Here is a 14,175-nt window from a genome sequence, read left to right as displayed (position 1 = left end):
ATTTCCGTTGGATAGGCATGCACTGAATGTTCGGATGTTAAGCTGCCTGCTGGCGTTTTCAGCCGGAACGTGCCTTGCTGGAGATCTCTTTCGCTGGCTGGATGGCGACGCCACAGTGCACTATTCGGATCGGCCACCAACACCGTCAGCAAACGATATTCAGGAAAAAAACACTGGGTGCCAATGTGATTAAAGGTAACCCATCGTACCAGATGGAACAAGCTACTAAGAATTTTCCCGTAATGCTTTATGTCACAGATTGCGGGGCTGATTGCAGTAAGGCGCGGCGCCTGTTGCATGAGCGCCGCGTGCTGTATAGCGAAAAAAACCCAACCAAGCAGCGCGAAACTGCGGACGCTTTAAAAAAAATCGCCGCAGATCTCCTGGTCCCGGTACCGGTAGTGGGCAATTCGCAGACTCTTAAAGGCTTCGACGAAAATGCCTGGAATAACGCTCTGGATGCCGTCGGCTACCCCAAAATTCCTGTTCCCGCCCCCGCGCCATCCGCGGCGGCAACAAAATTCGCCGCGACAATACTCGTACCACCAAGCATGTCGGCCACTCCTGCCGCGACAAAATCAAATTACTCGTTTTAATGCGGCTTGCGGCCTGGAACGTCAACTCACTTAAGATCCGACTGCCGCAAGTCGTGGGCTGGCTTTCGGCCAATCAGCCCGACGTGCTGTGTCTGCAGGAAACCAAGGTCGAAGACGACATGTTCCCGTTGGCAGAAATCGAATTGGCGGGATATTGCGCCGTATTTTCGGGCCAAAAAACCTACAACGGTGTCGCAATCCTAAGCAAACAGCAAGCAAAGGAGGCCACCCGCGAAATACCTGAGTTCAATGACACACAGCGGCGCGTGCTCGCCGCCACGATTGAAAATATGCGGGTGATTTGCGTTTACGCGCCGAATGGTCAAAGCGTCGATTCGGATAAGTACCGCTACAAACTGGAATGGTTTGCGGCGGTCAACAAATGGCTAAAAGCCGAACTCGCGCAATATCCGAAACTCGCCGTACTGGGCGATCTGAACGTCGCGCCGGAAGATCGGGATGTCCATGACCCACAAGCCTGGGAAGGGAATGTTTTGGTCAGTCCTAAGGAACGGCAGGCTTTCGGCGAAATGCTCAAGCTGGGCTTGAAAGATAGTTTCCGCCTTTTTGAGCAACCGGAGAACTCGTTTAGCTGGTGGGATTACCGGCTGAGCGCCTTCCGGCGTAATTTGGGGTTGCGCATCGATCATATTCTGCTGAGTAGCGAATTGGCCCCGTGCTGCAAATCAAGCACGATCGACACCGGGCCGCGGCGAGCTGAGCGCCCCTCCGACCACGCGCCGGTAGTCGCGGAAATTCAAGCGGGTCCTTAATCGGCCTTTTCAGGCCGGTCTTCGAGCCCGAGTTCCTGGATCTTGCGGGTCAAGGTATTGCGGCCCAGCCCGAGCAGGCTCGCCGCCTCGATGCGCCGTCCGCCGGTATGCGCGAGCGCCCTGCTAATCAACGCTTTTTCAAACTGGCGGGTAAGCTCGCTCATGATTCCCTGCTCGCCGCGGCCAAGCGCCCGCTCGACTTCGATCTGCAGCGCATTGAGCCAATCCGTAGCTTGGGCCGGGGCCTCAGCGCGCAAATCTGGAGGCAGGTCCCGGATTTCAATATCTTGGCCGGGTGCCATCACGGTCAGCCAGTGGCACAGATTTTCCAGTTGCCGCACGTTTCCCGGAAATTCCTGCGAAGAAAGATATTTAGTGGCGGCATTTGACAAGTGTTTCGTTTCCACTCCCAGCTCTTTTGCAGTTTTCTGCAGAAAATGTTTGGCCAACAGAGGAATGTCCTCGCGGCGCTCGCGCAACGGCGGCAGGCGCAGCCTGATCACGTTAATGCGGTGAAACAGGTCTTCGCGAAACAACCCCTGTTTGATCTTTAGTTCCAGATCCTGATGCGTGGCGGCGATGACGCGAACATTGGTGTTTATCGGCTGGTGGCCTCCAACACGATAGAACTGGCCTTCCGACAGCACGCGCAGCAAACGGGTCTGCAAGTCAGGCGGCATATCGCCGATTTCGTCTAGAAACAGCGTGCCGCCTTCAGCCTGCTCAAAGCGTCCGCGCCGCATGCTTTGTGCCCCGGTAAAAGCGCCTCGCTCATGCCCGAAGAGTTCCGACTCGAGCAAGTCCTTGGGAATGGCTGCAGTGTTGATGGCGATAAACGGCTGGGTGCCGCGCGGACTGTGGCGATGTAGCGCGCGGGCGACGAGTTCTTTGCCGGTCCCTGACTCGCCAGTGATTAATACCGTGGCCTGCGACTGGCTGAGCCTGCCGATGGTGCGAAATACCTCCTGCATGGAGGGCGCCTGCCCGAGGATTTCCGGCGCAGACGTGTCAGATTCGGATTTATCCTCTCCGCGCAGACTTTGGTGCATCGCGCGCCGTATCAGCTCCACGGCGTGGTCCACGTCAAAAGGCTTGGCGAGGTATTCAAAAGCGCCACCCCGGAATGCCGCCACCGCGTTTTCCAGATCCGAATAAGCGGTCATGATGATGACCGGAACCTGCGGACACCGCTCTTTGAGGGTCTGCAACAGCTCCAAGCCGGACCGACCTGGCATGCGGATGTCGGTCACCACCACCTGGGGCGGAGCTGCCGGTACTGCGGCCATCGCCTCCGGCGCTGCGGCAAAAGTTTTGAATGCGATGCCTTCGCGTGTCAGCGCCTTTTCAAACACCCAACGGATGGAACGGTCGTCATCGATAATCCAAACAGGTCTCATCAGCCGGGTTCCGTATGCGCGGGACTGTCTTCAGCGAGCGGCAGGAGCAAGGTGAAGCAGGTGCGCCCCGGCCGGCTCTCGCAGTCGATAATACCACGGTGCTGGTTAATGAAAGTCTGAGCGATCGTGAGACCCATACCGCTGCCGCCTTCCCTGCCAGATACCAGCGGGTAAAAAATCCTTTCGCGAATGGCCTCGGGTACGCCCGGGCCATTGTCGCTGATCTGCACCATTAGCGCGTGGCGGTAACGTTTCTTCGCCAGCGTTATCTGTCGCACAACACGGGTGCGCAGCGTAATTTTGCCTTTGCCCTCGAGAGCCTGCGCAGCATTGCGCATGATATTCAATGTGGCTTGAGTCAGGTCCTCTCGGTCGCCGGTGAGCGTTGGCAGGCTGCTGTCATAATCTCGCTCGATTTCAATACCCTGCGGAAATTCGGCAAGCAGCAGCGTTTTCACCTGTTCCAGGACTTCATGAATATTAACCTCGGCAAGTTGCGGCAAGCGATGTGGTGCGAGCAGGCGGTCCATGAGGGTTTGCAGGCGATCGGCTTCCTTGATAATGACCTGGGTGTATTCAAACAGTCCGGGCCGCTCAAGCTCACGTTCGAGCAATTGCGCCGCGCCGCGGATACCGCCTAGCGGATTCTTAATCTCATGTGCCAGGTTGAGAAGCAGCTCGCGATTTGCCTGTTGCTGATCCAACATGCGCTCCTCCTTGGCAATTTTCAACTGCTTGTCCATTTGCCTGAATTCGAGCAGCACGCGCGCATCCCTTGTTTCCAGCGGAGTTACTGCGCAGCTTAATTGCAATTCGGTGCGGCCGATTGCGGCGAGCCGCAGGTCGTGTTCGATGTAACTGCAGCTATTCACAAGCGCGTAATTCACCGCAGTCGTTAAAGTGCCTGCATTGGCAAATATGTCGCTCAACGATCGGCGGGTCATGCTCCTGGTGCTCAGCTCGAACAGATTCTCAGCCGCGGGATTGGCATATATCATGAGCAAATCGTGGTCGAGGAGAATCACCGCAGCGGCAAGTAACTCAAGGCCTTGAAATGCAGCAGGTATCATGCGGTGGAGGATAAGTCAGCGAGGAGTTCCGGTGATGCAGGCGCGGCCAGACCGCGGCGGGCGGTAGCGGAATGAGTTGGGGCTGCAGCGCCTGGTCGCACCCAACGCGCAAGTTTCATTGCAGGCATGGAATGCGCTGGATGGCGTTCCAGGCTTTTGCCAAATTGCCTATTTTAATCCCGCGAGTTCCTCTTTTAGCGCATCGACATTCTTCTGGTGCTCGGCAACCGCGTCCTTAAATGGTTGCACACGGTCCAGAAATTTCTGGTAGTTGCGCTCGCTGCCCAGACGGGTCGATTCGGCTTCGGCGAGCGCTTTCTTGGCTTCCTCCAGCTGCGCCATTTCCTGGGACAATTCATTTTCTAGAATCTCGCGGCGCGTATCATCGCGGCTTTTTTGTGTCTCAGCGTCAACTCGGGGGAAGTTGCTGGGAGTCTCGGTATTGCCACTGCCCGAAGGCACGGTATTCAGCGGCTCAAGATTCAGCTTTTGCCCGCCTTTGATTGGAACGTTGGAATAGGTGACCCGGCCGTCTGCATCCACTTTCTTGTAGATGTCAGCCTCGGCATACACAAACCCAAGCATCAGCACCACCGCCAGTACAACTCTCATGACCCCGCCGCTCTTACGGCTGATTGAGGACTACCCCAATTTCGACTCCCTTGGCGCGTTCCCACCATACACCGGTTGAAGTGTAAGCCATGGCGGGATAATTTTCAATGCAATCAACGCGCCACGTCACGTGTTGCTGGGCCAAGAAAACGGGGCTGATATCAACGCGCCCTTATCTTTTTGTCAGTGAGCTTAGAGAAGCGGCAACCCGTCGAGCGCCGCTAGAGCGAGGCGCGAGGCTGGACCAAGAGCGGACTATACAAGTAAGTAAATGAGCATCTTGGGCCGGACTCGCAACAAAGCAATAGCGAGCACAAACGTCGAGTGCGCTTACAGGCCGTAGTACATGTCGAACTCAACCGGGTGCGTCGTCATGCGGAAGCGTGTCACCTCCTCCATTTTGAGCGTGACATACGCGTCGAGCATGTCGTTCGAGAATACACCGCCGCGCGTCAAGAAATCGCGGTCCTTGTTGAGACAATCCAGCGCTTCATCAAGCGATGCACAAGGATGAGTGATCTTTTTCATTTCCTCGGGGGGCAGGTCGTAGAGGTTCTTGTCGATTGGATCGCCGGGGTGAATCTTTTTCTGGATGCCGTCCAGTCCGGCCAACATCATGGCGCTAAACGCCAAATAAGGATTGGTTGTCGGATCGGGAAAGCGCACTTCGATGCGCCGCGCTTTCGGATTCGGAACCAGCGGCACGCGCACCGCCGCGGAACGGTTGCGTGAGGAATAAGCCAGATTGATCGGCGCTTCGAATCCCGGGACCAGCCGCTTGTAGGAATTGGTGCCTGGGTTGGTAATCGCATTTAGTGCCCTGGCATGCTTGATGATGCCACCGATGTAATAAAGCGCCAGTTCCGAAAGTCCGGCATAACCGTTGCCGATGAAAAGGTTCTTGCCATCCTTCGCCAAAGATTGGTGTACGTGCATCCCGGAACCGTTGTCGCCCACAATGGGTTTGGGCATGAATGTCGCAGTTTTGCCGTAGGAGTGGGCAACATTCCAGACCGTGTATTTGAGTATTTGCATCCAATCAGCACGCTTTACCAAGGGCTGATATTTGGTCCCCATTTCGTTTTGTCCAGCGGCGGCCACTTCGTGGTGGTGCACCTCGCACTCCACACCTTGTTCTTCCAGCGCAAGCACCATGGCATTGCGGATATCATGCAGACTGTCGGTCGGCGGTACTGGAAAGTAGCCGCCCTTTATCGGAGCACGGTGTCCCGTGTTTCCGCCTTCAAACTCCTCGCCAGAAGACCACGGCGCTTCCTCAGATTTGATTTTAACGAAACAGCCGGACATGTCCACGTTCCAGGTCACTGAATCAAAGATAAAGAATTCAGGCTCGGGACCGAAGTAGGCGGTGTCAGCGATACCCGTCGACTTGAGATAGGCCTCGGCGCGCTTGGCAATCGAACGGGGGTCGCGGTCGTAGCCTTTGCCCTCCGCAGGCTCGATCACGTCGCAGGTGATGTTGAGAACCGCCTCGTCAGTGAATGGATCCATGCGCGCAGTCTCGGGATCAGGCATAAGTACCATGTCGGAGGATTCAATGCTTCTCCACCCGGCAATAGACGAACCGTCGAAATAATGACCGTCGGTAAACTTGAGCTCGGTAAAAGCCTTCACCGGCACCGTGACATGTTGTTCCTTGCCGCGCGTGTCCGTAAAGCGCAGATCCACAAACTTGACCTCTTTTTCCTTGATTATTTTGAATACATCAGCGGGCGACGCCATATTTTTCTCCTCAGATTGAAAATGCAGGGTAGTTTTAACCAGGGATATCGGTAGACAGCGTTTAGCATTAAGCGTGCCATTACCGATGATGTCTAAGGTATTGTGCCACAAATCGTTCCGCGTTGAATAGCGCAATAAAATGCACCAAACCGGGACAAAAAAACTGCGATCGCACCATTACTGTGCCAATTATTAAGCATCATTCATCTCCGTGAATGAAATCAGCGAAATGGCAAGGAATTGTTGGATTGCGGATATAATGGTTCTAATGCTCGTTGAATGATTCGGTTCTCCCATGGGAAAAGTTGATGAGATACTCAAGGCGGCGAAAGAGCGCGCGACAGAAATGAATTTGCCCTACGCGGGCGCGCTCCTTCCGAAGGAAGCGTACCTGCTCATGACCGAAGCACCAAATGCCAAACTGGTTGACGTGCGCTCGCGCGCCGAATGGGATTGGGTCGGGCGCGTGCCTGGTAGCGTGGAGATCGAATTGCTCGCTTACCCCGGATCGCAACCCAACCCGAACTTTCTCAACCAGCTTAAACAACAGGTCAAGCCGGATTCGCTGGTGATGTTTATCTGCAGAAGCGGGCAACGCTCGCACAACGCCGCAATAGTGGCGACGCAGACCGGATACGAAAGTTGCTTTAACGTGCTCGAAGGTTTTGAAGGAGCCAAGGACAGCGCACAACACCGTAATACGATTGGCGGCTGGCGCGTGGCCGGATTGCCGTGGGTGCAAAATTAAGTTGGGCGGCAATGACCAGCGCGGGCGATTTATATCTTCTCGTTCGCGGGCAGCATTGACCTCGCGCTTAGCTTCAGTCCGGTTACTAATCCTGCCAACGCCGTCGTCGCCGCGGCGGAAACGAACACCGGTGTCGCCGAAAAATGTTCGACCATGACACCGCCCGCTGCGGTACCGGCGCTGATGCCGACAAGCAAGCATGTCGCCATCCAGGTAAAGCTTTCAGCGATCATCGCGCGCGATGCCAGCCTTGAGATCAACGTTGACGTTGCCGCCAACACCACCGACATCGGAGCACAGCCGATCACAGCAATTACCGCGAACGCGTACAGATTATTTACCGGAATCACCATTAAAATACCTCCGGCCATGGCCGCAAGTGCCAGCAGCAACTGCCGGGTCACTGGAGCGGTCCAATTGTGGCTGCCATAGACGAAAACGCCAAGCGCGCTGCCTACGCTTGCCAAGCCCAATATTGTGCCCGCCGCTGCGGGCGTGCCCCGGTAGGTCGCAAAGCCCGTAACCCCGACCTCGAACAACCCGAATGCCGCTGAATACAGACATGTGGCCATGAACAAAGCCAGCAGCCTCGGATTATGCAGCGGGCCGAGCAGGTCGCGACTTGAACCGGGCCCGTGCAGCGTCCAGAATTTGATCGCCCGCGAGCGCAAGAAGACAATGCTGCCCAGCGCAGCGCACCCCGCTGCAAACAATACGGCACCCTGAGTTAAGTGCGCTGCCACAAAGACGGCAACCAAGTTTGGGCCGAGGATAAATATCGTCTCGATCAATGCCGAGTCCAGCGAATAAGCGGCTTGCACTAGGTTCTCGTCTTTGAGTAACTGCGGATAAAGCGCGCGCATACATACCGTAATCGGCGGCATGGCCGCGCCCGCAACAACTGAACACGCCGCGACCCATAATGAGGGCGCGGATTGAGCAACGAGCAGCACCAGCGCAATGAGCGCGACCGGATACGTCACCGCGCTCACGCTTAATACCGGCTTCGGCCCCAAGCGGTCAATCAAGCGGCCAAGAATTGGTGCGAGCAGCCCCAGTCCCAGAACATAAAGCGCGCTTATCATTCCCGCCAAAGCAAACGAGCGCGTTTTTGACTGAATGAAAAGGAGAAGCGCCAGACCGGTAATGCTCATGGGCATCCGCCCGATTATTGAGGATAAAATCGCATCGCCAACGTAGTGCGCGCGAACAAGCTGTTGATAGCGCTGCAGTGAAATCATGGTTTATTGCACCAACGGCCGCGCCGGGCCTTTACCAAATGATGGAGTTTAGCAAAGGTTGCCGAAACAAGATTCCGGCGCACCCATTCTTTGGTAGAATTCTCTCAAGACCGCTTGTCACAATGCCCGCGACAATAACAGCACGTCACGGCGCGGGCAGATGCGGGCTTTCTTGGACGAGATCATTACGCCAGGTACCGTATTCGAAGATAAGGTGCCTGGCAATTCACCACGGTAATACGACAAACAGGAGGATCTATGCAAAGTCAGCGCAGAAAGTTTCTCAAAGGCGCCGCCGTTTCCGGCGCCGGCGCCGCGATCGCTGGTTTTCCGATGATCGCGCGAGCAGAATCAAGCAAGACATTCAGCTGGCGCATGACCACTGCGTGGCCCGTGGGTTTGCCGTTTTACCAGAGCGGCCCGGGAAGCGCCGAATCCTTTGCTGAAAAATGCGATCAGATGTCCGATGGGCGGCTGAAGATTAAAGTCTTCGCCGCAGGGGAACTACTCCCCGCGTTTGGCGGCTTCGATGCCTGCTCGGCGGGCAACGTGGAAATGAATCACGCCGCGTCCTACTACTGGTCGGGAAAGACCTTCGCAGCCCAGTACTTCACCACCGTTCCTTTCGGGATGGAATACCTGGGCCACTACTCCTGGCTTTATTACGGCGGCGGGATGGACCTGTGGCGCGAGGTCTACAAGCCCTTCCACCTGGTCCCCTTCCCGGCCAACTGCTCGGGCGTACAAATGACCGGCTGGTTCCGCAAGCCGCTGCACAGTCTCGCCGACCTCAAGGGGTTAAAGATGCGCGAGGTTGGGATCGCAGCGAAAATCTACGCGCAGCTCGGGGTGGCCGTCAGCTCGCTGCCGGGCGGCGAAATCTTTCCTGCGCTCGAGCGCGGCGTGATCGACGCCGCGGAGTGGGTCGGTCCGTTTCTCGACAAGCGGCTCGGCCTGCAAAACGCCGCCAAGTACTACTACACCACCGGCTGGCACGAGCCCTCGACTACCGGCGAGATCACGGTCAACGAAATGGCGTGGAACTCGCTGCCCAAGGATCTCCAGGCGATGATCGCGCAGGCCGCGGCGGCTACCAGCATCGAGGGCATCATGTACCTCGAGTCGCAAAACATGGCGGCGCTCGAGGACCTGAGGACCAACTACGGCGTGATGACCGCGCCGCTGCCGGATGAGATCATCAAGGGCCTCAAGACGGCAACCTTCGATACGCTGGCGAGCTACGTGGCTAAGGACCCCTTGGTCAAAAAAGTGCACGAGTCGTATTTCGGCTACAAGAAAGTCCACGACAAGTGGTCGGCCATCAGTGAGACAGAGTACCTGACGCACGTGCAGCCGGTCTGACGATCGATTCGAGCGTCGCGTAGCCGTTCCGCGCTGACGATTGGGCGCGCGACCGTCACCCGATTATTGTGTCTGTCGCACTCTAGCAAGGAGCGAAGATGGATGGCCTTCTGTTGCGCCTGTCCCGCGTGATTAGCGCGTTGATCGACCGCATCGGGCGCGTTGTCTCGTGGATGGTGCTCGGCCTGGTGCTGCTGATCGCCGCCGAGGTTCTGATGCGCTACGGCTTCGACGAAAGCAGCATTGCAGCCCAGGAACTGGAATGGTGGGGCCTCGCCATTATTTCGCTGCTCGGAGTCTCCTTTACCCTAAAGGAGGGCGAGCACGTTCGGGTCGACGTCCTTTATCAGTACTACAGCGAGAACGCCCGACTGTGGTTCGACTTCCTGGTTGCGCTGTTAGTGATGTTTCCCATCTCCCTTTACCTGTCGTATCTGTCGCTGCAGTTCGTGGGACAGAGCTATGCCGACCATGAAGTTTCGCAGAGTCCCGGAGGGCTCCCGTACGTTTGGGTCCTGAAGTCCTTCGTTCCGCTAGGACTCCTGCTGCTGGGTCTCCAGAGTCTTGCCTTAGCCATGGAGAAGGCGGCGATGATCCTGCGCAAGAGCAGACGAGCCAACGATGGCCAATGAGATCCTGGCAGGGCTCGAGGTTTTCGCCTTTGTGGCACTGCTCCTGGCCGGCGTGCCGGTAGGGTTTGCCATCGCTGCAGCAGGAATCTTGTTCGGATTCCTGGGGTTTGGCCACAACCTGTTCAGCCTCGTGCCGCTGCAGATCTACGGGATGGCGACCAACTACACGCTGCTGGCCGTCCCGCTGTTCGTCTTCATGGGCGTACTGCTGGAGAAATCGCGGATCGCCGAGGAGATGTTGGATGTCATGGGTCTTATGGCCGGGAAAGTCCCGGGCGGGATGGCGATCGGCATCATCATCGTCGGCATCCTGATGGGAGCCGCAACGGGCATCGTCGGAGCGACGGTGGTGACGGTCAGCCTGCTCTCGCTTCCGACGCTGCTCAAGCGCGGCTACAACAAGGGCTTGGCCTGCGGCACTATCTGCGCATCCGGAACCCTGGGTCAAATCATTCCACCCAGTCTAATTCTCATCCTGCTCGCGGACTTGGTGGGGGAGTCTATCGGCACGTTGTTCGCAGCCGCTCTGATTCCTGGAATCATGCTCGGGGGCCTGTATATCGTTTACATCCTGATTCTTGCCAGAATCAAGCCGAGCCTGGCTCCGCCTATCCCGCATGAGGAGCGTTCCCGGGTCACGCGGCGCGCGCTCGCCAAGCGCGCGGTCAAGGGCGTAGCACCGCCGATTCTGCTCATTATTGCAGTGCTCGGATCCATCATGGGCGGGATTGCAGCACCCACAGAGGCCGCGTCGATGGGGGCTCTGGGCGCACTGCTCATCGTGTCGTTCGCGCGCAGGTTCAACTTGAGGATTCTCAGGGAAACCATGAAAAGCACGCTCAACGTGAACGCCATGATCATGCTGATCCTGTTCGGCTCGCGGACGTTCAGTGTGACCTTCCGCGGGCTCAACGGCGACGACCTGATCGACCGGCTACTGAGTTCGATTCCAGGCGGGTATTGGGGAACCCTCATTTTCCTGATGGGAGTCCTGTTTCTTCTCGGCTTTTTTATGGAATGGATCGAGATCTGCTATATTGTTCTGCCGCTGTTTCTGCCGTTCTTTTTGCACCAGCACACCAACATGGTGTGGTTGGCAACAGTGATCTGCGTCAACCTGCAGACCTCCTTCTTAACGCCTCCGTTCGGCTGGGCACTGTTCTTCATCAAAGGCGTCGCGCCGCCGGGGGTGACGACCGGCGACATCTATCGGGGCGTCATCCAGTTTATCGTGGTGCAGCTCATCGGTCTCGCGTTGGTGATAGCTTTCCCCCAAATTTCGCTGTGGCTGCCCACGGCGATCGGCTGGATCAAGTAGCGTGAAATAACGTGGTTCTCGATTGTGGAGCGGGGCCGCGCAGCTTGGGCGCAGTCGCCGTATTCTAGCTGGCGGACCAGTTTACCAGGCCGGTGTACGAAGTCGCCAATACCGCCAAGCCAAATGCGATGCGGTACCACGCAAAGGCGCTGAAGTCGTGACTGCTGATGTAACGCAAAAGACCGCGCACCGCGTAAAACGCACTCACGAACGATGCTGCGAAACCCACCGCGAACATCCCGTAATCGCCGCCGTTGAGCAAATGCCGGTGTTCATATAGTTCGTAAAACGTCGCGGCGAACATCACGGGAATAGCGAGGAAAAATGAGAACTCGGTTGCCGCGCGGCGCGACAGGCCGAAAAACAAACCCCCGATGATGGTGGCGCCCGAGCGAGAGGTGCCGGGAATCAGTGCCAAACATTGAGCGAGGCCGACCTTAAGAGCATCCTGCCAGCGCATCTCGTCCACGATCTGAATCCTGATCCGGTGTTTCCTGCGCTCGGCCCAAAGAATCAGCACCCCGCCTATGATAAATGCCAGCGCCACGGGCACGGCGTGAAATAAATACTTCTTGATAACCTTAATGAAAAGCAGGCCCAGAATTGCCGCGGGCAGGAAAGCCACAAAAAGATTCAGCAAAAAGCGCTGTGCGTCTGCTCGTGTCGAAAGTCCGCGCGCAACCTCGATGAGTTTCACGCGGTATTCCCAACACACTGCGAGTATTGCCGCAAGCTGGATGGCGATTTCAAATACCTTGCCTTTTTCATCGTTGAAATTGAGCAGTTCGCCGGCGAGTATCAAGTGGCCGGTGCTTGAAACCGGCAGGAATTCAGTCACGCCCTCGATCACGCCGAGAATAAATGCTTTCAGAAGCAGCAGATCCATATGTCGGCTGAGTAAGTAGGCTGCGCGAGTTTAGCCTTGCTGCGCTCTATAAACAAGCGCGCCAGCAATCGAACGTGATTTTATTTAATTAGCAGTTCGCCGCACGCGCGCGATAACAAACGGCCGGTTAAAGCGCCGAGAATAAATTGACAATGGCCGCGCTACTGCTTCAATTCCACGTGCGTCAGCTCACTTCGGTATTCCCTAAGCTTTACCTTGATCCGGTTGGCATTCTCGGTTCCCATTCGGATCATAATCTTTTGGCCTGCGGAAAGCGCTTCCAAATTCGGGTCTGCGTACTGATAGAGCACGCCCGGTTGGACCAGCTTCACCGGCCCTTTGACCTCAGGCGTGGCAAGCAGGTTGTCGATAGCCTCAATCAAACGGTCATTGAAATTCCCTTTTGGATATCCGAGGTCCCGGTACGCCTGTTGGAACAACGGATAAAAATGGACGTAGACTGCGACCGCCTTTTTGACGCTCACAGCCTCCGCCGACCGGACGTAAGGCGCATAGCGTGAGTAGTTCCTGGGGCTGATAACCGGATTTTCGTCCTCGCCGGTTACGCGAAATCTTCCGGCGACCGGCTTAACTGGAATAAACCGTTGCGACACTTTTTGTCGCGGCAGATTATCAACCGTGACGACAATGCGGCGGATGATCTCGTCCAAGTAAAAGTATTTTGCAAACGCGCGCTTTCCAAACAGGTCTTCGAGCGCTTCCCGCATCGCTGCGTCGCTTTCGCCAAGCGTAGGCAAAGGTTTCTCTTTTTCAGTTTCAGGTACCGGGTACTGAATCTTTGGTGCAGGCTGAGTTTCCGGAACCGGTTTGGTTTCAACGGGTGCTGGCGGTTGCTGTACCGGTTGAGGTTGAGGCTGCGGCGCAGGCGCTTCCCTAAACCAGTGATAGTAAACGATAGCCGCAGCGCCAATGAGCGCCACGATGATAATTACCCACTTTATTGGATTTTTCACGGCCTAGACTCCGCGCTGGATACGTTTGCTAAGAGTTTACCGCGCGCCGCATTGTTCCGCGAGATGTAAATTTTCAACCCCGGTGCTTTTAAAACCGAGTGTATGAATTAAAAAATTGGCCCAACAGCGGCCCCAACAATAGTTGACATTACAATACTTGACTTGACAATAGTTGCTTAGGCAATTAATATCTCGCTATCATATTTGTGAATCGGGGGTGCCCAACATGGCGGCGGTCTATGATCCGAAAAATTACGACGTGCAGCAGAGCATCCCTTACCTGATGGGCCGAGTACGGATGTCGCTGCACGACACGCTTGATAAAGAACTGGCCCAGTTTGACCTCACTGCTGCGCAATATCTCGTCCTGCTGTTCCTTGCCAATGGCATGGCCTCGACTGCATCGAATATCTGCGACATCTTGAGGCAGGACCCCGGCGCCATGACGCGCATGCTGGACCGGCTGGAAAGCAAGGGCTTCGTGCGCCGAACGCCCGATCCGGACGATCGGCGCACCGCCCGGCTGGAATTGACGCCGGAAGGCAAGGCGGCCTACCCAAAAATTCTTGCCGCCGGTGTTGGCGTGTTGAACCGCATTCTTCGCGGCTTCAGCAAAGGGGAAATACGCCAGATGGAAGATTTTTTGAAGCGCATGCTGGCGAATGTCTAGAATTTTCGAAGAGGGGCGCCTCATGAATAATTCGCATGTAATTCCCCGAACCCACCTGCAAAAAGAACCGGCGGGGCAAGGCAACCGCGGCAAATCCATTTTCGTTGTCCTAGTTGCCGCCTTGTGTGCGACCGGCTGCGCGAGCATGCACAA

General features: G+C 56.3%; 14 protein-coding genes. 7 read left to right on the top strand and 7 right to left on the bottom strand.

Annotation, left to right across the window (positions count from 1 at the left end):
* Positions 1-74: 74 nt before the first annotated feature.
* Positions 75-596, top strand: coding sequence for a glutaredoxin family protein (locus tag VLV32_00365; GenBank protein ID HUL40354.1), 522 nt, complete (start codon positions 75-77; stop codon positions 594-596).
* Positions 596-1,369: an exodeoxyribonuclease III gene (xth, locus tag VLV32_00360; GenBank protein HUL40353.1), complete on the top strand. Its 774-nt coding sequence runs from the start codon at positions 596-598 to the stop codon at positions 1,367-1,369. The genes VLV32_00365 and xth overlap by 1 nt, the downstream gene beginning before the upstream one ends.
* On the opposite strand, the gene ntrC is transcribed toward xth, so the two are convergent.
* From ntrC to glnA, 4 genes are all read right to left on the bottom strand, one after another.
* Positions 1,366-2,766, bottom strand: coding sequence for a nitrogen regulation protein NR(I) (ntrC, locus tag VLV32_00355; protein HUL40352.1), 1,401 nt, complete (start codon positions 2,764-2,766; stop codon positions 1,366-1,368). The two genes, xth and ntrC, sit on opposite strands and share 4 nt — an antisense overlap.
* Positions 2,766-3,836 carry a nitrogen regulation protein NR(II) gene (glnL, locus tag VLV32_00350; GenBank protein HUL40351.1) on the bottom strand — a complete coding sequence of 357 codons (1,071 nt, stop codon included), beginning with the start codon at positions 3,834-3,836 and terminating at the stop codon, positions 2,766-2,768. Before glnL ends, ntrC begins: the two co-directional genes overlap by 1 nt.
* Positions 3,837-4,004: 168 nt before the next feature.
* Positions 4,005-4,448: a DUF4124 domain-containing protein gene (locus tag VLV32_00345; GenBank protein HUL40350.1), complete on the bottom strand. Its 444-nt coding sequence runs from the start codon at positions 4,446-4,448 to the stop codon at positions 4,005-4,007.
* 330 nt (positions 4,449-4,778) lie between these two features.
* On the bottom strand, positions 4,779-6,191 hold the full coding sequence (glnA, locus tag VLV32_00340) for a type I glutamate--ammonia ligase (GenBank protein ID HUL40349.1): 1,413 nt from the start codon (positions 6,189-6,191) through the stop codon (positions 4,779-4,781).
* 295 nt (positions 6,192-6,486) lie between these two features.
* Between glnA and VLV32_00335 the strand changes: the two genes are divergently transcribed.
* Positions 6,487-6,939: a rhodanese-like domain-containing protein gene (locus VLV32_00335; protein ID HUL40348.1), complete on the top strand. Its 453-nt coding sequence runs from the start codon at positions 6,487-6,489 to the stop codon at positions 6,937-6,939.
* 29 nt (positions 6,940-6,968) lie between these two features.
* Here the strand turns inward: VLV32_00335 and VLV32_00330 are convergent, their stop codons facing one another.
* Positions 6,969-8,180 (bottom strand): MFS transporter, encoded by a 1,212-nt coding sequence (locus tag VLV32_00330; protein ID HUL40347.1) that lies wholly within the window; start codon positions 8,178-8,180, stop codon positions 6,969-6,971.
* Positions 8,181-8,438: 258 nt separating this feature from the next.
* Here VLV32_00330 and dctP point away from each other — a divergent pair, with 258 nt between their 5' ends.
* From dctP to VLV32_00315, 3 genes are all read left to right on the top strand, one after another.
* A complete protein-coding gene (dctP, locus tag VLV32_00325; GenBank protein ID HUL40346.1) occupies positions 8,439-9,542 on the top strand; it encodes a TRAP transporter substrate-binding protein DctP in 1,104 nt (367 codons plus the stop codon).
* A gap of 98 nt (positions 9,543-9,640) precedes the next feature.
* A complete protein-coding gene (locus tag VLV32_00320; GenBank protein ID HUL40345.1) occupies positions 9,641-10,174 on the top strand; it encodes a TRAP transporter small permease subunit in 534 nt (177 codons plus the stop codon).
* Positions 10,164-11,492, top strand: a complete 1,329-nt coding sequence (locus VLV32_00315) for a TRAP transporter large permease subunit (protein HUL40344.1) — start codon at positions 10,164-10,166, stop codon at positions 11,490-11,492. Before VLV32_00320 ends, VLV32_00315 begins: the two co-directional genes overlap by 11 nt.
* 64 nt (positions 11,493-11,556) lie before the next feature.
* Here the strand turns inward: VLV32_00315 and VLV32_00310 are convergent, their stop codons facing one another.
* Both VLV32_00310 and VLV32_00305 read right to left on the bottom strand, forming a co-directional pair.
* Positions 11,557-12,378 carry an undecaprenyl-diphosphate phosphatase gene (locus VLV32_00310; GenBank protein ID HUL40343.1) on the bottom strand — a complete coding sequence of 274 codons (822 nt, stop codon included), beginning with the start codon at positions 12,376-12,378 and terminating at the stop codon, positions 11,557-11,559.
* Between the two features lie 161 nt (positions 12,379-12,539).
* Positions 12,540-13,352 carry a DUF3014 domain-containing protein gene (locus VLV32_00305; GenBank protein HUL40342.1) on the bottom strand — a complete coding sequence of 271 codons (813 nt, stop codon included), beginning with the start codon at positions 13,350-13,352 and terminating at the stop codon, positions 12,540-12,542.
* A gap of 226 nt (positions 13,353-13,578) precedes the next feature.
* Here VLV32_00305 and VLV32_00300 point away from each other — a divergent pair, with 226 nt between their 5' ends.
* Entirely contained in the window at positions 13,579-14,022 is a 444-nt protein-coding gene (locus VLV32_00300; GenBank protein HUL40341.1) for a MarR family transcriptional regulator, read from the top strand.
* Positions 14,023-14,175: the final 153 nt, after the last annotated feature.

It is taken from the genome of Burkholderiales bacterium (assembly GCA_035518095.1).
In the GTDB taxonomy this organism is placed as follows: Bacteria; Pseudomonadota; Gammaproteobacteria; order Burkholderiales; family JAHFRG01; genus JAHFRG01.
This window is presented reverse-complemented; position numbering and strand designations above follow the sequence as displayed.

Excerpts from the sequence above, each read along its gene's own strand:
- xth (HUL40353.1), top strand. The coding sequence starts at position 596 with ATGCGGCTTGCGGCCTGGAACGTCAACTCACTTAAGATCCGACTGCCG.
- ntrC (HUL40352.1), bottom strand. The coding sequence starts at position 2,766 with ATGAGACCTGTTTGGATTATCGATGACGACCGTTCCATCCGTTGGGTG.
- glnL (HUL40351.1), bottom strand. The coding sequence starts at position 3,836 with ATGATACCTGCTGCATTTCAAGGCCTTGAGTTACTTGCCGCTGCGGTG.
- VLV32_00345 (HUL40350.1), bottom strand. The coding sequence starts at position 4,448 with ATGAGAGTTGTACTGGCGGTGGTGCTGATGCTTGGGTTTGTGTATGCC.
- glnA (HUL40349.1), bottom strand. The coding sequence starts at position 6,191 with ATGGCGTCGCCCGCTGATGTATTCAAAATAATCAAGGAAAAAGAGGTC.
- VLV32_00335 (HUL40348.1), top strand. The coding sequence starts at position 6,487 with ATGGGAAAAGTTGATGAGATACTCAAGGCGGCGAAAGAGCGCGCGACA.
- VLV32_00330 (HUL40347.1), bottom strand. The coding sequence starts at position 8,180 with ATGATTTCACTGCAGCGCTATCAACAGCTTGTTCGCGCGCACTACGTT.
- dctP (HUL40346.1), top strand. The coding sequence starts at position 8,439 with ATGCAAAGTCAGCGCAGAAAGTTTCTCAAAGGCGCCGCCGTTTCCGGC.
- VLV32_00320 (HUL40345.1), top strand. The coding sequence starts at position 9,641 with ATGGATGGCCTTCTGTTGCGCCTGTCCCGCGTGATTAGCGCGTTGATC.
- VLV32_00315 (HUL40344.1), top strand. The coding sequence starts at position 10,164 with ATGGCCAATGAGATCCTGGCAGGGCTCGAGGTTTTCGCCTTTGTGGCA.
- VLV32_00310 (HUL40343.1), bottom strand. The coding sequence starts at position 12,378 with ATGGATCTGCTGCTTCTGAAAGCATTTATTCTCGGCGTGATCGAGGGC.
- VLV32_00300 (HUL40341.1), top strand. The coding sequence starts at position 13,579 with ATGGCGGCGGTCTATGATCCGAAAAATTACGACGTGCAGCAGAGCATC.